Below are 22,810 nucleotides of genomic sequence, written 5' to 3'. Positions count from 1 at the left end.
GATACTTTGCAGGCGGGCTTGCCTGCGAAGGCCTCTCCACACCGAAACCACGATGCGAAGCGAGCCGCTCTTGATCTTGCTTTTGATCCTAGGCGCCCCGTCAAACACGCTGGCCGGAATTCGACAGGGATTTGGGGGGTAAACCGGCAGGGATGCCGGTTTAGCCGCCCCGCGCCATGGATGGCGCGTGGCGGCGGCCCCCCAAATACCTGTCGGATTACGGGCACACCGAGCCTAGGCGAGGTGCCGAGTGTTGGGGCAAGAGCCTTTTGCTTACTTTTGGGCTTTTCAAAAGTGAGCCGCTGTAAGAGCGGAACCATAAGCAGCCGTTACCCAAATAACGGATATGTACACCGCACCACCGCCTTCGCAGGCAAGCCAGCTCCCACATTTTTGGATTGCGGGGGTGACAGTTAGATTGTGGCGGCTGTCAGGTCGCCAGCGGCGCAAGTCCAACACCGTACCCAGAACTATGCAGACACCAGCCCACCCAAGACAGTCAACAGCGTCGTATTACCCTTGAGCACCTGGCCATGCTCAAAACAAATCCACCCCTCATTGAACCCATCCACCATGCGCATACGTGGCATCGGGTTCTGCGCACCGTGCGAACGCAGCAGGGTTTCCCAAGTATCACGCGCAACCACCTCGGCGCGAACGTCGCGGCCCAGCAATTGCGCCAGGGTAAACGCGATATCGTTCGGGCTCACCCATTGGCCCTCAAGCTCCACCACACGGTGACCGGCCCACGCCTGTTGCAATAACTGCGCAGCGACCGTGCCGATATCCGCCGTGGCGACCATTGGCACAGCCTTGTCCAGCGGTTGCAGGAAGCTGTGGATCACCCCGGTTTCACGGGCGGTCGTCACGTCGTACAGCGCGTTCTCCATGAACCAGGCCGGGCGCAGGAAGGTCACGGGGATGTCGAGCGCGCCCAGGGCGTGTTCCATCAAGGTCCGCTGTGTCAGCAGGTTGAGCGGCTCGGCCTGGGCACCGATGGTCGACAGGCACAGCACCTTCTGCGGCGCGGCGGCCTGCAGGGCCTGGGTGACCGCACTGATCACAGTGCGGGCTTCGGGAAAGCCGGGCTGCGGGTCGAAGCCGGGTGGCGGCAGGATGAATACCCCGGTCGCGCCCTTGAACGCGGCGGTCAGCGCCTGGGCGTCTTCCATGTGGGCGAATACCACTTCGCAACCCTGGTCAGCCCAGTAGGCCGCCTTGCCCGCATCGCGCACCACGGCGCGAACGGGTTGGCCTGCCTTGATCAGATTGTGCGCCAGGGCGCCGCCGACTTTGCCTGTGATTCCGGTAATGACATACATGAGCTGCTCACCTGTTGGTCCAAAGAGTGGCGCCAGGATAAAGACCGCCCAGTGATGACAGAATACCTATTCAGGCATTGCGCTGATGACTCGAAATCACGAATCCCCCAGGGGCGGCAAGCGCCGTTTCACCGGGGTTTTCTTGACGATGGCCGTGTTGGTTTCGGCATAGGCGTTGAGTTTATCGAGCAGGCTGTCCAGGTGATCCATGGTGCGCACATGCAGCCGCGCGATAAAGCAGTCGTCGCCGGTGACCTTGTCGCACTCAGTGAATTCCGGGATCGCCTGGATCTGCCGCTCCACCTCATGCAATTTGCCGGGCAACGGGCGGATGCGCACGATGGCCTGGAGCAGATAGCCGAAATGCTTGGGGTCGATGTCGACGGTGTAATGGGTCAACACGCCGCGTTCTTCAAGGCGGCGCAGGCGTTCGCCGACACTGGGTGAGGACAACCCGGTAATCCCGGCCAAGGCCTTGAGGGACAGGCGCGAGTCGTCCATCAAAGCCGCGATCAGTTGCTGGTCGATGGTGTCAATCATGGTGTTCACCTAATAAGTAAAGGCAACCCTGGCCTTTGGCCTTTTTTAGTCGCTGGAGCCGGTCCCAAGCAGATTGCCATAATTGAGCCTCACTTGAGGAGCCTCAAACATGGACACATCCATCCGTCGCGGGTCGTGGGAAATGGTCGCCGCCATGCTGATCTCGGGCACCATTGGCTGGTTTGTACTGGTGTCAGGCGTGTCGGTGATCGAAGTGGTGTTCTGGCGCTGCGTGATCGGCGGGCTGACGCTGTTGCTGGTCTGCGCGTTGCTCGGTTACCTGCGCCTGGACCTGCTCAGTTGGGCCAAGCTGGGCCTGGCGATGCTCAGTGGCGTGGCGATTGTCGGCAACTGGTTGCTGCTGTTCGAATCCTATTCGCGCGCATCTATTGCTATCAGCACGGCGGTGTACAACGTGCAGCCGTTCATGCTGGTGATGCTGGCGGCGGTGTTCCTGGGTGAAAAGATCACCGTGCAGAAACTGGCGTGGCTGAGCGTGGCGTTCCTGGGGATGTTGGCGATTGTGACTGCCCATGGCGATCAACAGACCGGCGACGATTACCTCACAGGCATCGCGTTGGCGTTGGGCGCAGCCTTCCTGTATGCGATTGCGGCGCTGATCATCAAGCGCCTGAAAGCAGTGCCGCCACATTTGATGGCGTTGATCCAGGTGACCACCGGCGCACTGTTACTGGCGCCGCTGGTGCCGTGGAATAGCCTGCCGGTCACGACCAATGCCTGGGCGGCACTGGTGACGCTCGGCGTGGTGCACACTGGCCTGATGTATGTCTTGCTGTACGGCGCGATCCAGAAATTGCCGACAGCCCTGACCGGCGCACTGTCGTTTATTTACCCGATTGCGGCGATCTTCGTCGATTGGATCGCCTTCGGGCATCGCCTGGGCTGGCTGCAATGGCTGGGGGTGGTGGCGATCCTGCTGGCGGCCGCCGGGTTGCAGCGGGGCTGGTGGTGGCCCCGCTCCCAGCGTGTCAGTGCGTACCCTGGAAAATGATGTTTTCCGGGTTGAAATGTTCGACCACGCTGCCCGGCTGCGGCAGGCCGAGGATATGCCCCTTGATCTTGCCCACCACGTGCATCTCGCAGGGTTTGCAGTCGAACTTCAGGGTCAGCACTTCATCGCCGTGGATCAACTGCATCGGCGCGACCTTGGTCTTCACGCCCGTGACCCCCTTGGCCTGTTTAGGGCACAGGTTGAACGAGAAGCGCAGGCAGTGCTTGGTGATCATCACCGGGACTTCGCCGGTTTCTTCGTGGGCTTCGAAGGCAGCGTCGATCAGCTTCACCCCGTGGCGGTGGTAGAAGTCGCGGGCTTTCTGGTTGTAGACGTTGGCCAGGAACGACAGGTGCGCGTCCGGGTATACCGGCGGCGGCGAGGTCTCGGCCTTGCGGCCACCGCGTGGGTGAGCGGCGACGCGGGCAGCGGTCAGCGCCTCGATCACTTCGCGGCGCAGGGCCTTGAGCTGTGAGTTGGGGATGAAGAACGCCTGTGGCGCATCCAGCTGGATATTGGTCGCGTGGTACTCGGTGGTACCCAGTTGGCCGAGCAGGTCGCGCAAGGTGTCCAGCGCCTGTTCCGGCTTGTTGGCCACGCCGAACGGGCCGGGCAGGGTGATGCTGGCGCTGATGCCTTCTTCGCTGGTGGCGGTGACGTCCAACTGCTCTTCGCGCAGACGTGCGGTCCAGGTCAGGCCGATACGGCGCTCGGATGAGGTCTTGAGCAACGCCTGTTGCCAGTTGTGGTCCAGGTTACGGTTCAACGGGTGGTTCGGGCGCAGTTGATGCAGGCCCGCCGGCATTTCATTCGGCTCGACGCGGTAGCGGTAGCGCTTCTCGCCGTCTTCCTCGAACTCGCCTTTAGGCTCGGCGATATTGGCGCGGAAACCCACCACTTCACGCTTGACCAGCACGTTCAGGCCATCGCCGTTGGACAGCGGCTCATGGGTGACCACCTGCAGGTCGCGCTTGCCGGCTTTTTCCACCACACCCACCGGCAGGCCGGTGAAGGTCGGAGTATCGAAGGCGCCGATGTCGACCTTGCGGTCAGTCACGAAATAGTCGGTGCTGCCACGGTGGAAGGTCTTTTCCGGGTCGGGCAGGAAGAAATGCGCGGTGCGGCCGCTGGAAGCGCGGGCCAGGTCCGGGCGGTCTTCAAGGATCTCGTCGAGACGCTGGCGGTAATAGGCGGTGATGTTCTTCACATAGCCCATGTCCTTGTAGCGGCCTTCGATCTTGAACGACCGCACCCCGGCTTCGACCAGCGCGCGAATGTTGGCGCTCTGGTTGTTGTCTTTCATCGACAGCAGGTGCTTTTCAAAGGCCACGACGCGACCTTGATCGTCTTTGAGCGTGTACGGCAGGCGGCAGGCCTGGGAGCAGTCGCCACGGTTGGCGCTGCGGCCGTTCTGCGCGTGGGAGATGTTGCACTGCCCGGAGAACGCCACGCACAGGGCGCCGTGGATGAAGAATTCGATGGCGGCATCGGTTTCGTCGGCGATGGCACGGATCTCTTGCAGGTTCAGCTCACGGGCCAATACCAACTGCGAGAAACCGGCCTGGTCGAGAAACTTGGCGCGGCCCAGGGTACGAATGTCGGTCTGGGTGCTGGCGTGCAGCTCGATGGGCGGAATATCCAGTTCCATCACGCCCAGGTCCTGCACGATCAACGCGTCGACGCCAGCGTCGTAGAGCTGATGGATCAGCTTGCGCGCGGGTTCCAGTTCGTTGTCATGCAAGATGGTGTTGATCGTGGTGAACACGCGCGCGTGGTAACGGCGGGCGAATTCCACCAGTTGAGCGATGTCGCTCACATCGTTGCAGGCGTTATGGCGCGCGCCGAAGCTCGGGCCGCCGATGTACACGGCGTCGGCGCCATGCAGGATAGCCTCGCGCGCGATGGCGACATCGCGGGCAGGGCTGAGCAATTCCAGGTGATGCTTGGGCAAGGACATAGTTTTTTTAGTCAGGCTTGTCACGGTTGAGGCGGGCATTGTAGCTGTGAAATGCCTGACCGGCACCCACTCAGGCCTGAGCGGCCATCGCGGTGACTTCCACGCGCATGCCATCGACCGCCAACGCCGCCACGCCAACTGCCGCGCGCACGGGCCACGGCTTGGCGAAGAAGCGTTTGTAGACCTCGTTAAAGGCAGCGCGGTCGGCCATGTCAGTCAGATAAATGGTCAGGTGCATCACCCGGTCCATGGAGCTGCCGGCCTTTTCCAGGGCGACTTTCAGGGCTTGCAGGGTGCATTCGCTTTGCAGGGTGATGTCGCCCAGTTCCAGGCTGCCATCGGCGCGGGTCGGAATCTGGGTGGACACCAGGATGCCGTTGAAGCCAATCACATCAGAAGAGATCGAGTCGTCATCGGGGTCCGGGGTGTAGTGCAGGTCGTGGTTGGCCATGGGCGCCTCTGGTTGGCAGTTTCAGAAGGCGCCATGGTCCCCGAAAATGACGGTAGGGGCAAACTACGCCCAGCGGCGGAACAGCACGCTGGCATTCACACCGCCAAAACCGAAGCCGTTGGACAGGGCGTATTCAATCGGCATCGGCCGGGCCTGACCGCGCAGCAGGTCCAGGCCGTCGGCGAGGGCGTCGGGGTTTTCCAGGTTGAGCGTGACCGGTGCCACCTGGTCGCGCAGGGCAAGTACGGTAAAGATCGCTTCGATACCGCCCGCCGCCCCGAGCAAATGGCCGGTGGCGGATTTGGTCGAACTGATCGCCGGGCTGCCGCTGGCACCGAAGACCGTCCTGATGGCGGCCAATTCACCTTTGTCACCCACTGGGGTCGAGGTGGCGTGGGCGTTCAGGTACTGCACCTGGTCGGCATCGATACCGGCCTGACGCAAAGCCTGCAGCATCGCGCGGCGTGCGCCGTCGCCGTCTTCCGGGCCAGCGGTCATGTGATAGGCGTCGGCGCTGGTGCCGTACCCCACCAATTCGGCAATCGGCTGTGCACCGCGCGCCAGGGCGTGCTCCAGTTCTTCGATCACCAGGATGCCGGCGCCTTCGCCCATGACAAACCCGTCACGTGCCTGGTCGAATGGTCGCGAAGCCTGCGCCGGGCGGTCATTGAAGTCACTCGACAATGCCCGCGCCGCCGCAAACCCGGCCAGGCTGACGCGATGGATCGCCGCTTCGGCGCCCCCACACACCGCCACATCGACTTCACCGGCACGGATCATCCGTGCCGCGTCGCCAATCGCCTGCACGCCTGCCGCACACGCGGTCACCGGCGCGCCCAAAGGCCCCTTCAAGCCGTAGTTGATCGACACATGCCCAGCGGCCATGTTGCTCAGGAAGGAGGGGATGGTGAACGGTGACAACCGCCGTGGGCCCTTGCTGTCGGTGGTGCGCACCGCATCGGCAATCGCCGGGAAACCGCCGACACCCGAGGCGATGATGGTGGCGGTGCGTTCCTGCGCTTCGGCCGTAACGGGTGCCCAGCCGGCCTGTTTCAAAGCTTCATCTGCCGCCGCCAGGGCGAACAGGATAAAGCGGTCCATCTTGCGCTGCTCCTTGGCCGCCAACAGCCGGTCGGGGTCGAACCCGGCTTGCGGATCCTGTTGCACGCTTTGCACCTGGCCGCCGATGCTCACGGCCAGGTCTCCGATCAGTTCTTCCGGCAGGCGACGAATGCCCGACTGCCCGGCCAGCAGGCGTTGCCAGGTTGACTCCACGTCAGCGCCGAGCGGCGTCAGCGCGCCCATGCCTGTCACAACGATGCGTTTACTCATGATCAATCGACTCCGGTTGCGTTGAGGGAACAGACCCTGTGGACGTTACTATCATCATGAAAGTAACATGGCATCACGTAAATAGGCACCGGCCCAAGGAAACGCCCATGCAACGCAAGTCCCTCACCCGCGACGAATGCCCCATCGCCCGCAGCCTCGACCGGGTAGGGGAGTGGTGGAGCATCCTGATCATGCGCGACGCGCTGCAGGGCCTGCGCCGCTTCGATGAATTTTCCCGCAGCCTGGGCATTGCGCCCAATATGCTCACGCGCCGCCTGAACGCGTTGGTGGAGGCCGGCATGCTGGAGCGCCAGGCCTACAGTGAGCGGCCGCCGCGCTATGAATATGTGCCGACGGCAAAGGGCGAGGATTTCCGCATGGTGCTGATGTCGCTGGTGGCCTGGGGCAACCGCCATTACGCCGAGGAGGGCACCAGTGTGGAGTTGGTAGAGCGTGCGACAGGCACGCCCGTGCAGCCTATTTTGGCGCGTGCCGACGGCCAGCAAGTACCGCTTGATCAGTGCGTGTTGCAGGCCGGCCCGGCGGCGAGTGCCGGCATGCGCGAACGCCTGGCGTTGCTTGATGCAAAGCGCTGATCACGCGGGTATTTGACGCCAGAAAATAATCCTGGGAGGGCGCGTAAAGTCGCGTATTTCCCAGCCGATAGCGAGGCGAGACACAGGGTTCTCCGCACGGCTGAGGGTACGTCCATGTTCAACACAGCACTCAAGACAGCACTGTCGGCCAGGACGGCCGAAGTCACCGAGTACAAAGGACTGATCGCCGCACTGGAACGCTCGATGGCCGTGGTCGAATTCGACCTGAACGGCAAGGTATTGCGGGCCAACGACAACTTCCTCAAGACCCTGGGTTACAGCGCCAGTCAATTGGCCGGTAAATCCCACCGTGATTTTTGCCCGCCGGCGTTGACCGGCAGCCCGGCCTACAGCCAGTTCTGGAGTGATTTGAAGGCCGGCAAGTTTGTGTCCGGCACCTTCAAGCGCGTGGACGGCAACGGCAATACGATCTGGCTGGAGGCCAGTTACAACCCGGTGCTGGATGAGCGCGGCCAGGTATTGAAGGTGGTCAAGTACGCGCTGGACGTGACCAGCAAGATCGAGCAGGAGGCCGCCACCCGCAGCAAACTCACGGCCCTGGACCGAGCGATGGCGGTGATTGAATTCGATTTGAGCGGCCAGGTACTCGACGCCAACGCGAATTTCCTCAACGTGATGGGCTACAGCCTGGCGGAAATCAAAGGCAAACAGCATCGCCTGTTTTGCGAGCCGGCGCTGATCAACAGCCATGAATACGCCGACTTCTGGCGGCGCTTGAACAACGGCGAATTCTTCACGGGCCAATTCAAGCGCCTGGGCAAACATGGGCATGTGGTGTGGCTGGAGGCGAGCTACAACCCGGTGTATGACGGCGACGGCAAGCTGATCAAGATCGTCAAGTTCGCCAGCGACATCACCGAGCGCGTGGAAAAATTCGAAGAAGACTCCCGTGGCGCGTCGCGGGCCTACCATATCTCCTCCGAGACCGAGCGTTTTGCCGAACATGGCACCCAGGTGATCCAGGAGACTGCCAGCGAAATGCGCCGCATCGCCGACAACATCGGCGCTTCTGCACGGCTGGTGGGGCAACTGGGCGATCGTTCCGAGCAGATCACCGCCATCGTCAACACCATTCGCGGGATCGCCGACCAGACCAACCTGTTGGCGCTCAATGCGGCGATCGAGGCAGCGCGCGCGGGGGATCAAGGGCGGGGCTTTGCGGTGGTGGCCGATGAAGTCCGGCAACTGGCCGGGCGCACCAGCCGCTCGACGGCGGAAATTGCCGAGATGATCGGCATGATCCTCTCGGAAACCCGTGACGCGGTGACCAGCATGAACGCCACCCAGGAAGGCGCGCAACGCGGCGTCAGCCTGGCTGATCAGGCCGGCTCGGTGATCCTGCAGATTCGCACCAGCACCAGTGACGCGGTGGAGGCGGTGAGCATGTTTGCGTCGAAGCTGGATGAGTCGGAAGTCATTCCCAAGACCGCCGTGGGTTGGGTGGGCTGATGTAACCCGGTGGTGAGGGAGCTTGCCCCCTCACCACAAAGGCTACTTACAGCAGGGTAAACGGATAGTCGACGATCAACCGCAGCTCATTGAGATCACCATCGCGCTGGTCGGCGTTCGACGCCACGATCGCATCACGCAGGCGCAACGACAGGTTTTTCGCCGGACCGCTCTGGATCACGTACTTGGCTTCCACATCCGTCTCGTGGTGGGCGCCATCGGCACCGTAGTCACCTACGTAGGCGCTGTGGTCCGGTGTGTGGGTACCATTGATGTCCGAGCCGTTGATGTAGCGCGCCATGAAACTCAGCCCCGGCACGCCATAACTGGCCACGTTGAGGTCATAACGGATGCCCCACGACTGCTCGCCCGGGCCGTTGAAGTCGCCCCATTGCACCGAGTTGGCCAGGTACACCGAATCACCGCCTTCGCCCGCACCGTTGTTGCCGGTGCCGATGTAGTCGAACGGCGTGTCGCCATGCACTTTCTGGAACGACAGCGTCAGCGTGTGCGCCTGCAGGAACGAGTAGGCTGCCGCTACCGAGTAGGTGGTGTTGTTGATCGCCCCGGCCTTGGCGCTGCCCGTGTCGAGGGTGCGGTACAGGTTGCCGTCCAGCGCCAGGGACTGGTCATGCGCCAACGCAATCACGTAGTTGAGGTTGGTGTAGTACTGGCGCCAGATGTCTTCCAACTCGCCGGCATACAGCGTGGCGCTCAGGGACGGGGTAAAGGTGTATTTGCCGCCGACAAAGCTTGCGCTGTTGGCGGCGATGTTGGCGTAGGTCGCGTAGATATCGTGGTCATGGTTGCTGGTCATGCCGCTGTTGGTGCTGGTGAAGTGCCCGGCTTCCAGGTCCAGGCCGGCGATTTCGCTGCTGGTCAGGTCGAAACCGGTGGCGGTCTGCGGCAACAGGCGCGTGCCACCGGTGGCGAAGACGGGCGCGGTGGGCTGCATGTCACCGAATTTGAGTTGGGTCTTGGACACTTTGATTTTCACGGCAGCGCCGACCGAGCCGTAGGCGTCTTCGGGATCGCCGTGCCGGTCGGTCGGCAGGTTGCCGGTGCCCGCGTATTCATGGGTGGCATCCAGTTTCAGCCCGCCGTAGGCATAGGCATCCACCCCGAAACCAATGGTGCCCTGGGTAAAGCCCGAGGCGTAGTTGAGCATTGCGCCTTGGGTCCAGTCGCGGTTGTCAGCCCGACCGCCTTCACGGTTGCGGTTCATGTAGTAGTTGCGCAGCAGCCCGGTGATGCTGCTGCCCTCGATAAACCCCTTGGCATCTGCCTGGTCGCTGACGGACTCTGCAAAGGCCATTTGGCTGATACCGGCACACACCGCCAGTGCTAACAGGCTCGACTGTTTAATCATGTTGTGACTTCCCCGGAATAATGAACGCGCGCACAGAAACACCGCACTTATTGGATGGTGCATAACGTTGTATGGGCAGATGTTTGCAGGTGAGCTGTTACGGTTTTTTATTGTGTTCGGCATGCTTGCCGAGGTTGATTCTAAGCCCAGTCTGCGCGGCCTGTAGCGGTCTTCCGGATGAAACTCGATTAATTAAACTTCACGGTATTTAACCCGCCGCGGGTGTAGCGTTGGGCCTGTCTTAGCCGCTCTGCTTGGACAAAATCCTTTGGTTGCCGCCGCAGACTCTGCGGCGGTTTTTTTTGCGCGGGCGGTATTTTCAGTGGGCGGCTTAGTTGAACTCACTTATGCTGCGCAACACTGTTGGCTTAACCCATCGAGACATTGTATGAGCCTGAAATCCACCCACTTGCCGGCGCTGATCGCGTTCGAATGTGTGGCCCGTCATCTGAATTTCGCGCGGGCGGCAGCCGAGATGGAGGTCACGCCCACGGCCATGTCCAAAACCATCAAGCAGCTTGAAGCGCAATTGGGTGTGCGCCTGTTCAACCGCACCACCCGCAGCGTGGCGCTGACCGAGTCCGGCAGCCAGCTGCTCGACACCCTGGCACCGGCACTGGAGCAGATTCGCTTCTCGGTGCAGCAAGTGCACGACACCGCCAGCCGCCCTTACGGCGCGTTGAAGATCAACAGTTCCTACGTGGCCTATGCCTCGCTGATCGAGCCGCATGTGGCGGCATTCCTCACGCAGTACCCGGATATCACCTTGGATATCGCCCTCGATAATGGCTTGAGCGACATCATTGGCGAAGGTTTCGATGCCGGCATTCGCCTGGGCCAGGCCTTGCAGCGCGACATGATCGCCGTGCCGCTGGGCACGTCGCAGCCGATGGTGGCCGTGGCGGCGCCCGCATACCTGGCGCGCTCGGCACCGCTGGACACACCCGAAGACCTGCTGGCCCACGACTGCATCCACCAGCGCCTGAGCAGCCGCGGGCCGTACATGGATTGGACGTTTCGCATCGGCAAGGCCACTGTCGCGATCGAGGTAAAGGGGCGCCTGGTGCTGGATGAAATGCGCACCACCTTGTCGGCTGCGCGCTTGGGTTGCGGCGTGGCCCTGGTGTTCCGCCCGTTTGCCCAGGCGGATATCGCCAGCGGTGCACTGGTGGCGTTGCTGGAACACTACGCGGCGCCCGCCGAGACCTTCCACCTGTATTACGCCAACCGTGCGCAAATGCCCGGAAAGCTCCGGGCATTTATCGACTTCTTCCAAACCCGTAACCGTCAGGCCACCGAGTAGCCGCCATCTGCCAGCAAGGCATGGCCGGACACGTAGCTGGCATCTTCCGACCCTAGGAACGCGACCACCGTCGCCATCTCTTCGGCCGTGCCAAACCGGCTGGCCGGGGTGCTGGCGGCGAAAGCGTGCTGGGCATCCACCGACGGCCAGATCCCGCGATGGTGGAACGGCGTCTCGATCAGGCCCGGGCACAGCGCATTGACCCGCACGCCCTGCTTGAACCATTCGATGGACGCGGTCTTGGTCATACCGACAATGGCGTGCTTGGTGCCGATATACAGCGCGGCATTCTCGAAACCGATCACGCCGCCCATGGACGCGTTATTGATGATGCTGCCAAAACCCTGTTCGAGCATTACCTTGGCTTGGTACTTCATACAGTTGAAAACCCCGCGCACATTCGGCTCGAACACCAGGTCGAAGCGTGCATTGTCCTGTTCGATCAGCGGCGCGAACACGCCTTCGGTGCCGGCATTGTTGAAGGCGATGTCCAGCTTGCCATAGGTGTCCACGGCAAATTTGACCATGGCGATGATGTCGGCTTCGCGGGTCACGTCGACGACGATAGAGGACGCGGTGCCGCCATTGGCAGTGATCTGCGCAACCACTTCGTCCAGCTCGCTCTGACGGCGGGCAGCAGCCACGATCTGCGCGCCGCGCTGGGCCAGGACGACAGCGGCCGCGCGACCAATGCCGGAACTGGCGCCGGTGATCAGCGCGACTTTGCCTTCGAGTTGACGGGTTTTGGAAAGGGTCATGGGAAGCTCCGTTTGTGTGCTGCGCAAGGCGGTGTGCTTGCGCTTTGGAGCACAGGTTACGGAGCATGATTACCACTGATAATCCACGCAAATACACACGAGTTATGTGCTATGGGTTCACAGTGCTCAACGACGCATAATGGCTGGAGGAGGAGGGCGTTGCACCCCTCGTCCCGGCTTGCGTATTACTCTTTGACGTCCATGAACTCTTCAGCCCAGGCCACGTAGTTTTCCGGCAGGGTATAGGTGTGCGTCAACTCGGTAGCACTGAGGTTATCAGTGCTGTGGGTCAACTGGCGCTGGGCACGCAGGCTGTCGTAGGTCGCCTTGATCGCGGCAAAGTAGGCACCATGGCCGGCAACCACCACACGTACACCGAGGCTGGCCAGACGCTTGGCGTCATTGAGCTTGGGGTTGCCATACGTCACCAGCATCAGCGGCACGGTCAGGTTCTCGGCGATCTTCTCCAGGTGCTCGAAGTCAGCCACACCCACCATGCAAATCCCATCGGCACCGGCTTTCTGATACGCCAGGGTGCGCTCGATCACAGCCTCGGTCGGCAACACACCGGCATTGGTGCGGGCAATGATCGACAGCGCTGGATCAACACGGGCTTCCAACGCAGCACGGACTTTGCCGATGCCTTCTTCAATGGAAATCAGGTCGGTGGACTTGCGCCCGAATTGGGCGGGCAGCAACGTGTCTTCAATGGTCAACGCGGCCACACCGGCACGCTCAAGCTCTTCGACAGTGCGCATCACGTTCAGCGCATTACCGTAGCCATGGTCGGCATCGGCAATGAACGGCAACTGGGCCACACGGCCAATACGGGTGGCTTGCTCAACGAACTCACTCAGGGTAATCAACGCGAAATCGGGCGCGGCCAGAACCTGCAACGAAGCAACGGAGCCACCGAGGATACCGACTTCGAAGCCCAGGTCTGCGGCGATACGCGCGGACATCGGGTCAAAGACGGACGCGGTTTCAACGCAGGTTGGGGTAGCAAGCAATTCACGGAATTTGCGGCGCAGGGCTGAGTGAGAAATCTTTGGCATGGGCTTTCCTGGTTCTGGTCATCGTCTTGTGACGATCAATGTCTATTCGTGGTGGAGCGAGATTAACATGCAGAAGAGCGGGGGATGATGACGTTTCAGCATTAGGGGGTATGGAGAGGCGGGAATGGCTCCAGAGCACAAATGGGGTTAGCATTCCGCTTCACTCGGCTTAAACAGCCTGTTTTTCAGATCAGGGTCGTATCGTGGAAAAGCTAAAACGCCTTCAAAGTGGAATCGAAGGGCTAGACGCTCTGCTCAAGGGTGGCCTGGTAGCAGGTGCTTCATACATCATCCAAGGGCGCCCAGGGTCTGGAAAAACGATCCTTGCCAACCAGCTTGGGTTCCATCATGCGAACAATGGAGGAAGGGTTCTGGTCGCCACGCTGCTGGCCGAATCACACGACCGTCTCTTTCAATTCCTTTCGACTCTGAGCTTTTTCGACGCCTCCAAGGTTGGCGCCGAAATCCAATTTGTCAGTGCGTTTGACACGTTGGAAAACGACGGACTGGACGAGGTGGTGAAACTGCTGCGGCGCGAGATAAGCCGTCAAAAGGCCACAGTGATGGTGGTAGACGGCTTGCTCAATGCGCGCTCCAAAGCAGATTCGCACATCGATACCAAGAAATTCATTTCCGAGTTGCAAGGGCACGCCGCTTTCGCAGGTTGCACAGTGCTGTTTCTCACCAGTTCCCGTCTAGACGACGGCAGCCCTGAGCACACCATGGTTGATGGGGTGATTGAGATGGGCGAGGAGCTGTTCGGCACTCGGTCAGTGCGTCGAATTCAGCTTCGTAAAACTCGCGGCAGCTCAGCAATGACCGGTCTTCACGAGTGTGAGATCACCGAAAATGGCTTGGTGGTTTACCCGCGACTCGAAAGTCTCTACAGCCACCCGTCGTCTCCCGACAGCGCCGACATGACCCGTATCGCCAGTGGGATTGAATCACTGGACGACATCTTAGGCGGGGGGCTGCACAGTTCCAGCGTGACTCTGGTAATCGGCCCCTCCGGTATTGGTAAAACCACCCTTGGCCTCAAATTTCTGGCTAAGTCGACTGTGGAAGCGCCGGGCCTGCATTTTGGCTTCTACGAAAGCCCGGAACGGTTGCGACTCAAAGGCCAATCACTCGGTATCGATATAAAAGGCATGGAAGGCAGCGGCGCCTTGAGCATTGCCTGGCAGCCTACTACTGAAGGGTTGCTGGATGGGTTGGGCGCACGACTACTGAGTCTTGTAGAAGAGAAGGGCATCAAGCGCGTGTTTCTCGATAGCCTTAGCGGTATGACGCGAGTCTCGACAAATCCCGCACGGATTACTGACTTCTTCAGTGCACTGATGAACGAGCTGCGATCCAGGGGCGTTACGGTATTTGCCTCCTGGGAAATGCGCGATCTATTTGGCTCCGAGGTCAGCGCACCAAACTCTGACCTGTCTAGCATCGTCGACAACCTGATGCTGATGCGGTTTTCTGAGAATCACTCTGAACTAAGCCGGACGCTATCCATTCTTAAAGTGAGAGACAGCTCTTACGATCCCTCACGATTTGAGGTCGTCATCCGTGATCATGATGTTTTCCTGAAAAAGGCTTCAAGACATGAACCATCGGTCCCCGCTGAGTCATCGCCCGGTTCAATTTCTTAAGCTTTTGTGTGGGTTGAATTAACATGACCACCATCCTGGTCGTCGACGACGAGTATTTGATCGCTGACATCCTTAGCTTCGCGCTGGAGGATGAGGGGTACATGGTCGTAACGGCGAGCAATGGTCGAAAAGGACTCGAGGTTCTCGATAGAGAACGACCTGCTTTGATCATTACCGACTTTATGATGCCGGTCATGGACGGCCTGGAATTCGCCACCGCCATTCGAGCGCTGCCTTCGGCCAATCAATTGCCGATCATCTTGATGAGCGGTGCTCAGGCGCATATCGGAATGCAGAGATCGGATCTTTTTGATGCTGTGTTGCCCAAACCCTTCGACATCGACTTGATCATCGCGGAAGTCAAAAAGCTCCTGGCAGCTGATTAGTCAGCTGCTGGAGCAGGGTCAGCTTTCGCTGCGCCGGCAACGCTCCGAGCAGTAACGCACTTCATCCCAGCAGCGTGCCCATTTCTTCCTCCAAGTGAAGGGAAGTCCACAGGTCACGCAGGTTTTTACGGGAAGCTCACTCTTTTTCACAGATATAACTACCGGCTGGGTCGATCACTCAATCACGTCGACAAGAAGAGGCGTGGTCATCATTATCCTGATCACTGTGTGACGAATGAATATTCCGTTTTTTGTTTCCCTGGATGGACCCAAAGGCACCGGCAAAACTACGCTGTTGGAGGCCGTAACGGCAACGCTGAGGGCGCATAACAAGAAAGTCATCCGACTGTGCGAGAGAAAAAGCGATCCCTACAGAAGGGAAACCATGGCCCTGGTTAACGAACTTGCCAGAAATCCCTCGCGCGACCTGGAATGGGCTGTGTGCGAGCGCTTTGCCGAGAGCCGCAGTTGGATATCCCGGAACGTACTGACTCAGCAGCCGTTGGACAGCATTATCCTGATTGATCGCTGGTATCCGTCCGATGCTGCGTTTCGACACACCATTTCGTTTGCAGAGATTCTCCAGTTGAACCGGGAGCGAGACGTGCGAGTGCCGGATGTGCATGTCGGCGTTGTCACCGCGCCGGATATTTCGTGGGCAAGGGCAGCAGCACGGTCGCGAGGATTGGGCGGTACGGTAATCCAGAAGTATGCAGAGCATGTTGCATGCACGGAGATGTTCGAGCAGGCGGTCGCGGACCATGGCTGGGTGATGTGCCGGAACGAAGGTGCGATTGAAGACGCTGTGAAGCAGGTGGTTGCTGAGATCCGAAAAGTAGCTGGGTGACACGTACTGCGTAATACACCATTTAACAAGTGGGCCAAGTCAGATGTTCATAAGTCGTTCAAGGACCCTAGATTGCTGACTCAATGGTCTCTAAATCAGCGCGACTGTTCATCGATTGGTATACATAGACCTAGCTTTCGCTGTCTTTAGTATCGTCACCCCGACCTCTATCCGCCTATTCAGTGATGGTGGAGTCAGACTCGACGGCGGCACGGGGTGCGCTTGCGTGGTGTTTTGTGACCGAGTACGGTATAGCCTCCATTAGATTTTGTTGCAGCGCCAAAGCTGCATCGACTGAACTATCAGCGGTCATTTGCCTGCTCAGCGGCACACGGACGGCCATTGCATGAGATCGGGGTAGAGCTGGGTGCTATCAAAAGTCGTCTAGGCCTGTCGTGGGAAGCGCTTATGGTTGGAGGGAGAGCTGCGTGGAGGGTGCTAGCTACCCGGCACCAGGGGGACAACGTTGACCCTTTCTTTGAGCCCTTGCCCCCCGTCATTGTCACGGATGGCCGATCGGCCCGGTATGAGCGCGAGATGCTACATGCCCTGGAAACCCCACCCCCGATGTTCTGAATATCGCACTCACAGGTAGCTATGGCGCGGGTAAGAGCAGCGTGCTGAAGACGTTCTTCAGCAATCATCCACAGTTCAACCACACCTATGTATCCCTCGCGACCTTTAACCGGACGCAGCCATAATAGAAACCGCACGTAAGGGTTCTGTGCGGGGCTCAGGGTTTCTGCCAGTCTCCCATTGATTCCGGGAATTTGGTTGAAAACCTTGAGCCCGCAGTTTGACTTCTGTTTAGAGGAGCTCGACTTAAGCTCTCTTGAGAGAACACTCGTCAACAAAAGTCATGCTGAATCGAGACTCTATTGATTGATATTTTAGATTTTGCGGCGAGCAACCTCGCCTTCATCAGAGAAGGCAACCAGTGAATCCTCTGCTTTTCGCGAATTGAAGGCTTCATGTTCAAACATTGGTAGCAAAGCTGACAATTCCTCAACTGAAGACCCCACGATAAATTCTCGGGCCAGCTTGGTCGTCATGGCATTTGTTTGCTCAAATAAACTCCGGGTGCCGCTTATGACTTCAAAGGACTGCTTGCCAGGTGTTTTCGGAGGGATGCCCACCATTAGAAGATTAGGCGCCAATGGTATTGTCAAAAGTTGGGTGTTGGTTCTGTGTAAGGTCATATCAAAAAGCGGCCTGTCGCCTATTATCAACTTTACTTCAGAGTTTATTAAAAAACTAAAGTCCCACCCTTCAAACTGAGAAATTTTTTTCTCATAGAGCGTTTTGAAATACTGCACAACCTCATAGCAAGCTTCGTTTTCAGTAAGGTCAGGTTTCAGCTTTAAGAACAGCTTTTCCTTTAACCCATACTCATAGCTGCTACGGAATCCGAGGGCGACTGCAGCACCAATCAACCCTGAAAACTCACCTTGGCTGATAGCTGAGTCTCCACTTCTGATTTTCCGGGTTACGCTGGCCAAATAGTTCTCTCCTTTAGAAAACCAGTCCTCCAAAGACTCATCACGGTGACCGCCAGCGTTCTCCCGATCATCCACCGGAACGTATCGCCAATCAGTGATTGCGAATCCGGCTTCTCTGCCTACATGCTTCCTCACCTCCGCGCTACCGCACGCAAGCAATAAGTGATGGGGATCACCTTCTTCATCAAGTAGCCAGTTTTTAAGAATGGCTTTGGGCACTGTATGATTGCGTCGCTTAGCAGGCTTACCAGCTTCGTTCGTTTTGATTACATCCATGTCATCACCTAAACTGAATTAGAAGAATAATCGTCTATTATAGACCACGAGATCATGCAGGCTACTTGAAAGATTTTCAAGTAGCGAACTAGTTGCGCGAGTTCGAGGAGAAAGCTCATAGTAATCAGCGCGGACCTTGCAGCCTACAGCTTAGATACCTTCCTGGTATGCAGCACTTATGTTTTCGCCGCTCCAAGTCGTCTCAACGGCTCCAACGCCGGGGCGTAGGATATCAAAGTTTTCGTGACTCAAAAGGAAATTTGTATGATCACTAGAGAAGAAGCAGAAGTCGCTAAAGCTATATGGGAAGAAGCTAAGATCACTCACACACTATCGATTTCAGGGCTTGGCCTATTAAAGCAAAACGCGACCGCAATAATTCATAGCGTTATCGCTTTAGGCTTCAGCCAGGTGGTAGCCGTTAAGGAGTTTGAGAAATACGAAGCTGCCCAACAAACGACGGTGAAAAGTAGCCTCGAAGCGATGATCGCTCGCGAGGAAGAGTATGCCAAGGCTGACAGAGCTTACAAAGCTCAAAAGCAGAGTTCAACGTCCATGCAAATCTTGGCAAGTTTAAAAATTTAGCAATCAGAACGTACTAAAATAATAAGTGGCAGCTTAGTGAGTGCGGCTTTTTGGTAACTACTTACCTACAAGTACTGAGAAAATCCAACAAGCCGAGGCGCTTGCAGCTGATTACGCAAGCTAGAATTTAATATTGATGTGGGCTCACACAAAAAAACGCTGAAGATCTTCATGCCGGAAGCCCGATGACTTTTGAATTTCGCCTTGCTCGCACCTAAATCCAGAGCATCAGGCGAAGCGTCTACCCACACTCTGGCAAATATTTAAACCATCGAGACATTCCGCGAAACGAAAATAAAACCACATCAAGACCCAGTTAGCATAACAAAGTTTAAAACCAATATTATCCGCGAGCACTACCTATGGGCATATTAATTTGTTATGATTTTAGCTGCGGGCCGTTACCCGATCTAAAATTTTTATTCATCAACTTTTATAAGGTGCATAGAGTGGCAGCGCAATGTATTTTCTGTGGAAACTCGCCAGAATCAAGGACAAAAGAGCACATTTATCCGCAGTGGCTGCTAAAAATGACTGGTTTCCACTCTAAGGACACGAGCGTTGGTACGAACTGGGTCACAGGGAAGGAGATTATCTTTCCCGGTAAGAATTACACATTTCCAGCGTGTGACACCTGCAACAATAACTTTAGCGGCTTAGAAGGACGAGTTAAAGGAATCATCGAGCGACTGAGTGAGGACGAAAGCGTCACTGGAGAGGAACTGGAAATTTTGCTCGACTGGTTCGACAAATTAAGAGCTGGCACATGGCTCGGCGTTTCCTACATGAATAAGTCAGTATTTTCCTTGCCGCCAAATCACTACATAAATGAGAGGGTGGGAGTGAAGGATAGATACCTATCCATCACAAATACCTATCTTCCCGAAAAGACCCTTAAATGGTCAGGGGCTAATTCCTTGACATTCATGTCCAGTCCAACAGCGTTGATGGTAAGGATCAACAATCTTGTATTCGTAAGCGCATCTACTGATTTCCTTGTAGCTCACTCTGTTGGCTTTCCTTACCCTGAGTTCGAAGCAGTGTTCCCAGGCACCAACATTTCTAACTGGGGCATAACCCAAGGTACTCAGAAAATTTTGCCCAACTGTTTTGATCGTACTTCATATAGCCCGTCCTATACTTTGAGGCAGCCGATATTTAAAGGAGGAGTTGAGAGCAATCCATCGCTTTATGACACCCCCTACATAACCGATCACTCGCATAACGTGAACGCAGGAACTGGCAAAGTTTTTCTCCAAAAGGATAATGTCACGAGCGTCCTAAGCAGGGATGCTGAAGTAAATTTCGCCATGGAGCATGCAAAATCGATTTTCGGCCATGTGTTTGTGGTTAGGCCAATCTTAGAGCTCCAAATGGAAATGCTGACGAGTAGGTTCAGAAGATTGAGATTCGTAAGCGAAGCTGAAAAACAGAAGCAAATCTCAGCTGTGCAGGAAATAGTCGAATATACCAAAGAGCAAATACGCCAATACCGATACTGAAATGAGCTCACCAACGCTGGGATTCCGATGGTATAGGATTTCCAGCATCCTTGACGGGGGAGGATGATCATGCGGGTCTATTTCAGCACAGGCCAGGCGGCCTGTTCTGACTTGGTCTGAGAGTCCTTAGGACTTAATAATTTGAGACGTATCCGCTTCCTCTTGATGGGGGGATTTGTTCTCAGGAAGGTTAATGTTGAAAATGAACTCCTTTTCCTCTGGATCGGAAAAGTCCTGGAAACTCCATCCTTGAACAGAGTTAAATAGGCAGAAATCCCAATAGTGCTTGAATTCTTCGTCAGTAATGAAGTTGGCCTCTGCCTCATCAAAGGAAGGGATGATGAAGATCATTTTTTGGAAAGTAAATTGAAGCTCCCCGATCGCTAAAGGCAACGTTTTGTCGTTACTAATTCGGCGATAGATTATCAGTTCAGCCGCTTTTGAAAAGCTTGCATAGGATCTCAAAATTGCTATTTTCGGAAGGGCTGTCACTTTGCGCCTACCGGAGACCCATTCCAGGGTTTTTTCGAAGCCAGCTAATTTTTCCGTTTCAATAACGCTCAGTGCAAACTTCACGAGTGCTTTGTATACCTCTTGAAGACTGAGCTTCTCTTTGAACTTAAGTGGAATGTTGGTCGGCGGTCGGTCTTGAGGTGCTTCCTCGCCATCTGGCAGTGTATAGCTGATGGCAAAATCAAGAGCTAAGATCTGCCTAGAAAATTCGTGCGGATCTAAACCTATAATTCCAGGCGCCTCAGTTGAGGGGGCATTGACTGCGGCAAGAATTTTTTCTTTTCGGTCCTTAGATAAGTAAGTTATTTGGAAGTTCTCACCCTTGATTGACGACACTTTGTTATCTTTGTTCTTAACTTTGAAGAAAGTCCCCAGACACCTCAAATAAGTATAAATGTGCCTTTCACACGTCTCGGAAAAATATTTGTTACAAGCGTCGCACTCCTCATGCAAGATAAGAGTTTTGTTCCCTAGAGCCTCCGATATCGCGTGAGCTTCTTGTTTAAATGTTGTTTTGGCTTCTTGGGTCGGATCGCTCTGAGGATGCACTCGGGTGTTCTTGCAGAAGCGGCAAATGCGTTTTTTCTTCGAGCGCTCGCCAATCCAGGTTTTCTTTTCTGGAATTTTACCGTCGAGCTCATAGTGTTCGAAGAAATACCCCATATTTTTATCAAACGCATTTAGAGCTTTATCTACATTTTGCCCGGCATCTGCAGCCATGAGCTCAACGGTCATCAATACCTTTTCTTGATTGGTAAGCCTTGACTTGTAGGGCATATAGAAAAAGTGCTCTCCGTCGGGTATTTTTTCAACGAAAGACTTAATTTTATTGATTCTCGGGTCAGACCCTTTATAAACATCAACAAAAGTTTCAATTCTTTTTCTAAGTGCAGCGGACGAGGTCTGTCTGCATGATATGGAAATCTGACGATTGAGGGGGTCCAAAGACGTGGCAAAGCACAACGAGATATCGCGCTCAAATCCCCCTGTGCCATCTTCGCTATCTGCGCGCCAAAATAGCTCGTGATTTCCACGGAATAAAATAAATTGGTAAAATTTCATAGAGCCCTTTATTTCTGCAAGGGATTGATATTTAACTTCAGTCGAGCCTCAGTGGCCTGTGCTAAATTTAGATATTTATCTATACTAGTTGGAGATCAGGTGAGCCTCAATCAATATTCACATTTTTTGCTTTAATGAATTTCAGAGGTGCCGAAGCTCTTTGTTGAAAAAAATTGAATGCTGGCTCAATATCTTCTATAAAGATGACTAAGTTTCGTTTTCTTGGTGAGGCCACGCTCCCATACATGATCCCATCAAGTTTTCCTTCTGAAAACTCATGCTCCCTCAGATACTCGGTTACGATTTGGGAGGGTACATACTCCGTGTGAACACGATCATCTCGAGCTACAGGTTGCATGATGTCGCTAGCGAAATGGTGCAAAAAAGATAGGTACAGCCTGAGTCGTCTAGGCTCATCGGAAAAGATGCCGGGAACGGGCGGAATCCGCGAAAGGTCAAGTATTCGCAACGGCTCAACCGTTTGGAAATATCCTACTCTACTTGCCCGCGCCTTCACCTCTTTGACGGCTGTCCTGGGATCCAATGCTCCATAAAACATAGGTATACCTGCAGGATTCATGCGGTTGGTTTGGCAAACAGATCGTGGAGGTGGGCCGAAATCTTTTGCCGTAGGTGATGAAAGGTCGAAGCCTGGCCGAGCTCGATAGAGACGAAGCCCTGGAGTCTGAACACGCACCAGGTTCAGTCGCTCTATCAAATCAGTGATCGCATTCAATATTCCTAAGGAGGAAAATGATTCAGCCGATAAATCATCACCGCCTTTTTTATGGAAGAAGAACCTGCGCTCATGCTTAACCAAGGTGCAAAAATTGTCCCAGGCGAAGCACATTGCTTGTTCTTCGTCTAACGTCGCCCAATCAAGCTCACACCAAATTTCGTCAGACACCCTGTAGTTGATCGCCTTCTGGAGATCTCCCTGATAATCCATCGGGAGATCAAGGCCTACTTTCTCAAAAAGAAGCTCGTAAGTAGACCAAGTGCTTCCTTGATAACCGCCTTCTCTGTTATTCCAAGGGAGGTTATCTGCAGCCCGACCGTAGTGCGTTGACAGCACCTGCTCGAACCATTCGCAAAGCTCTCCCAGCGGAGCGGTAGGTGAGGTGAATCCACGGCAAAATCTGCAACCTCTTTTGCCGCTGTATTCGCGGATCCACTGCTTAACATCGGGATCACTGAAGCAGCGCGCGCAGACCGTATCCATTCAGAGTGCTCTCATTCATTGAGTACGCGATTTATGCCAGATTTGATGCCAATTGGCCATGCCTGCTGGGTATAAAATGCACATGCCGCTTACCTAGCACGGTGCTGAGG

At 56.2% G+C, this 22,810-nt stretch carries 22 protein-coding genes and 1 pseudogene; 11 read left to right on the top strand and 12 right to left on the bottom strand.

What is annotated here, in order from left to right; all coding sequences use genetic code 11:
• Positions 1-470: 470 nt before the first annotated feature.
• Together AC0IYN_RS26140 and AC0IYN_RS26135 are read right to left on the bottom strand one after the other, a co-directional pair.
• A complete protein-coding gene (locus AC0IYN_RS26140) occupies positions 471-1,322 on the bottom strand; it encodes an NmrA family NAD(P)-binding protein (protein WP_471844004.1) in 852 nt (283 codons plus the stop codon).
• Positions 1,323-1,418: 96 nt separating this feature from the next.
• On the bottom strand, positions 1,419-1,862 hold the full coding sequence (locus AC0IYN_RS26135; RefSeq protein WP_078048456.1) for an Lrp/AsnC family transcriptional regulator: 444 nt from the start codon (positions 1,860-1,862) through the stop codon (positions 1,419-1,421).
• 109 nt (positions 1,863-1,971) lie between these two features.
• Here AC0IYN_RS26135 and AC0IYN_RS26130 point away from each other — a divergent pair, with 109 nt between their 5' ends.
• Positions 1,972-2,874, top strand: coding sequence for a DMT family transporter (locus tag AC0IYN_RS26130; protein WP_457247698.1), 903 nt, complete (start codon positions 1,972-1,974; stop codon positions 2,872-2,874).
• Here the strand turns inward: AC0IYN_RS26130 and AC0IYN_RS26125 are convergent.
• The 3 genes from AC0IYN_RS26125 to fabF form a co-directional block, all read right to left on the bottom strand.
• On the bottom strand, positions 2,852-4,831 hold the full coding sequence (locus tag AC0IYN_RS26125; RefSeq protein ID WP_368945513.1) for a peptidase U32 family protein: 1,980 nt from the start codon (positions 4,829-4,831) through the stop codon (positions 2,852-2,854). The genes AC0IYN_RS26130 and AC0IYN_RS26125 overlap by 23 nt on opposite strands.
• Before the next feature lie 70 nt (positions 4,832-4,901).
• Positions 4,902-5,282 carry a RidA family protein gene (locus AC0IYN_RS26120; RefSeq protein WP_471843999.1) on the bottom strand — a complete coding sequence of 127 codons (381 nt, stop codon included), beginning with the start codon at positions 5,280-5,282 and terminating at the stop codon, positions 4,902-4,904.
• Between the two features lie 63 nt (positions 5,283-5,345).
• Positions 5,346-6,614 (bottom strand): beta-ketoacyl-ACP synthase II, encoded by a 1,269-nt coding sequence (gene fabF, locus AC0IYN_RS26115; RefSeq protein WP_457238960.1) that lies wholly within the window; start codon positions 6,612-6,614, stop codon positions 5,346-5,348.
• A gap of 107 nt (positions 6,615-6,721) precedes the next feature.
• Here fabF and AC0IYN_RS26110 point away from each other — a divergent pair, with 107 nt between their 5' ends.
• The 3 genes and pseudogenes from AC0IYN_RS26110 (at position 6,722) to AC0IYN_RS26100 (ending at position 8,680) form a co-directional block, all read left to right on the top strand.
• Positions 6,722-7,210, top strand: coding sequence for a winged helix-turn-helix transcriptional regulator (locus AC0IYN_RS26110; RefSeq protein WP_457266648.1), 489 nt, complete (start codon positions 6,722-6,724; stop codon positions 7,208-7,210).
• A 114-nt stretch (positions 7,211-7,324) separates the two neighbouring features.
• Positions 7,325-8,092, top strand: a pseudogene (locus AC0IYN_RS26105) (PAS domain-containing protein); the annotation flags it as partial.
• Positions 8,093-8,095: 3 nt separating this feature from the next.
• Entirely contained in the window at positions 8,096-8,680 is a 585-nt protein-coding gene (locus tag AC0IYN_RS26100) for a methyl-accepting chemotaxis protein (RefSeq protein ID WP_370737450.1), read from the top strand.
• Between the two features lie 46 nt (positions 8,681-8,726).
• Here the strand turns inward: AC0IYN_RS26100 and AC0IYN_RS26095 are convergent, their stop codons facing one another.
• Positions 8,727-10,049 (bottom strand): OprD family porin, encoded by a 1,323-nt coding sequence (locus AC0IYN_RS26095; RefSeq protein WP_078048463.1) that lies wholly within the window; start codon positions 10,047-10,049, stop codon positions 8,727-8,729.
• A gap of 388 nt (positions 10,050-10,437) precedes the next feature.
• Between AC0IYN_RS26095 and AC0IYN_RS26090 the strand changes: the two genes are divergently transcribed.
• Positions 10,438-11,352 (top strand): LysR family transcriptional regulator, encoded by a 915-nt coding sequence (locus AC0IYN_RS26090; protein WP_099492049.1) that lies wholly within the window; start codon positions 10,438-10,440, stop codon positions 11,350-11,352.
• Here the strand turns inward: AC0IYN_RS26090 and AC0IYN_RS26085 are convergent.
• The gene (locus tag AC0IYN_RS26085; RefSeq protein WP_471843994.1) at positions 11,337-12,110 is read right to left on the bottom strand and encodes an SDR family NAD(P)-dependent oxidoreductase; all 774 of its coding nucleotides are present in this window, start codon (positions 12,108-12,110) and stop codon (positions 11,337-11,339) included. The two genes, AC0IYN_RS26090 and AC0IYN_RS26085, sit on opposite strands and share 16 nt — an antisense overlap.
• Positions 12,111-12,295: 185 nt before the next feature.
• Positions 12,296-13,165 (bottom strand): isocitrate lyase/PEP mutase family protein, encoded by an 870-nt coding sequence (locus tag AC0IYN_RS26080; protein ID WP_457238956.1) that lies wholly within the window; start codon positions 13,163-13,165, stop codon positions 12,296-12,298.
• A 203-nt stretch (positions 13,166-13,368) separates the two neighbouring features.
• Between AC0IYN_RS26080 and AC0IYN_RS26075 the strand changes: the two genes are divergently transcribed.
• A complete protein-coding gene (locus AC0IYN_RS26075; RefSeq protein WP_457238955.1) occupies positions 13,369-14,808 on the top strand; it encodes an ATPase domain-containing protein in 1,440 nt (479 codons plus the stop codon).
• Positions 14,809-14,831: 23 nt separating this feature from the next.
• The gene (locus AC0IYN_RS26070) at positions 14,832-15,194 is read left to right on the top strand and encodes a response regulator (protein WP_406599692.1); all 363 of its coding nucleotides are present in this window, start codon (positions 14,832-14,834) and stop codon (positions 15,192-15,194) included.
• 18 nt (positions 15,195-15,212) lie between these two features.
• On the opposite strand, the gene AC0IYN_RS26065 is transcribed toward AC0IYN_RS26070, so the two are convergent.
• Complete coding sequence (locus AC0IYN_RS26065) at positions 15,213-15,344, bottom strand: DUF2256 domain-containing protein (RefSeq protein ID WP_471843990.1); 132 nt, start codon at positions 15,342-15,344, stop codon at positions 15,213-15,215.
• Positions 15,345-15,429: 85 nt separating this feature from the next.
• Between AC0IYN_RS26065 and AC0IYN_RS26060 the strand changes: the two genes are divergently transcribed.
• Together AC0IYN_RS26060 and AC0IYN_RS26055 are read left to right on the top strand one after the other, a co-directional pair.
• Complete coding sequence (locus tag AC0IYN_RS26060; RefSeq protein ID WP_457247693.1) at positions 15,430-16,041, top strand: dTMP kinase; 612 nt, start codon at positions 15,430-15,432, stop codon at positions 16,039-16,041.
• A 617-nt stretch (positions 16,042-16,658) separates the two neighbouring features.
• Positions 16,659-16,742 carry a hypothetical protein gene (locus AC0IYN_RS26055; RefSeq protein ID WP_436799978.1) on the top strand — a complete coding sequence of 28 codons (84 nt, stop codon included), beginning with the start codon at positions 16,659-16,661 and terminating at the stop codon, positions 16,740-16,742.
• Between the two features lie 189 nt (positions 16,743-16,931).
• Here AC0IYN_RS26055 and AC0IYN_RS26050 read toward each other — a convergent pair whose 3' ends face one another.
• On the bottom strand, positions 16,932-17,816 hold the full coding sequence (locus AC0IYN_RS26050) for a DUF4238 domain-containing protein (RefSeq protein ID WP_471843988.1): 885 nt from the start codon (positions 17,814-17,816) through the stop codon (positions 16,932-16,934).
• Between the two features lie 264 nt (positions 17,817-18,080).
• On the opposite strand from AC0IYN_RS26050, the gene AC0IYN_RS26045 reads away from it, so the two are divergent.
• Both AC0IYN_RS26045 and AC0IYN_RS26040 read left to right on the top strand, forming a co-directional pair.
• A complete protein-coding gene (locus tag AC0IYN_RS26045) occupies positions 18,081-18,401 on the top strand; it encodes a hypothetical protein (RefSeq protein ID WP_471843986.1) in 321 nt (106 codons plus the stop codon).
• A 530-nt stretch (positions 18,402-18,931) separates the two neighbouring features.
• Complete coding sequence (locus AC0IYN_RS26040; protein ID WP_471843984.1) at positions 18,932-19,903, top strand: hypothetical protein; 972 nt, start codon at positions 18,932-18,934, stop codon at positions 19,901-19,903.
• Between the two features lie 126 nt (positions 19,904-20,029).
• Here AC0IYN_RS26040 and AC0IYN_RS26035 read toward each other — a convergent pair whose 3' ends face one another.
• Both AC0IYN_RS26035 and AC0IYN_RS26030 read right to left on the bottom strand, forming a co-directional pair.
• Positions 20,030-21,478: a hypothetical protein gene (locus tag AC0IYN_RS26035; protein ID WP_471843982.1), complete on the bottom strand. Its 1,449-nt coding sequence runs from the start codon at positions 21,476-21,478 to the stop codon at positions 20,030-20,032.
• A 106-nt stretch (positions 21,479-21,584) separates the two neighbouring features.
• The gene (locus AC0IYN_RS26030) at positions 21,585-22,700 is read right to left on the bottom strand and encodes a HEPN-associated N-terminal domain-containing protein (protein ID WP_471843980.1); all 1,116 of its coding nucleotides are present in this window, start codon (positions 22,698-22,700) and stop codon (positions 21,585-21,587) included.
• Positions 22,701-22,810: the final 110 nt, after the last annotated feature.

The organism is Pseudomonas sp. AC112, assembly GCF_979253545.1.
This window is presented reverse-complemented; position numbering and strand designations above follow the sequence as displayed.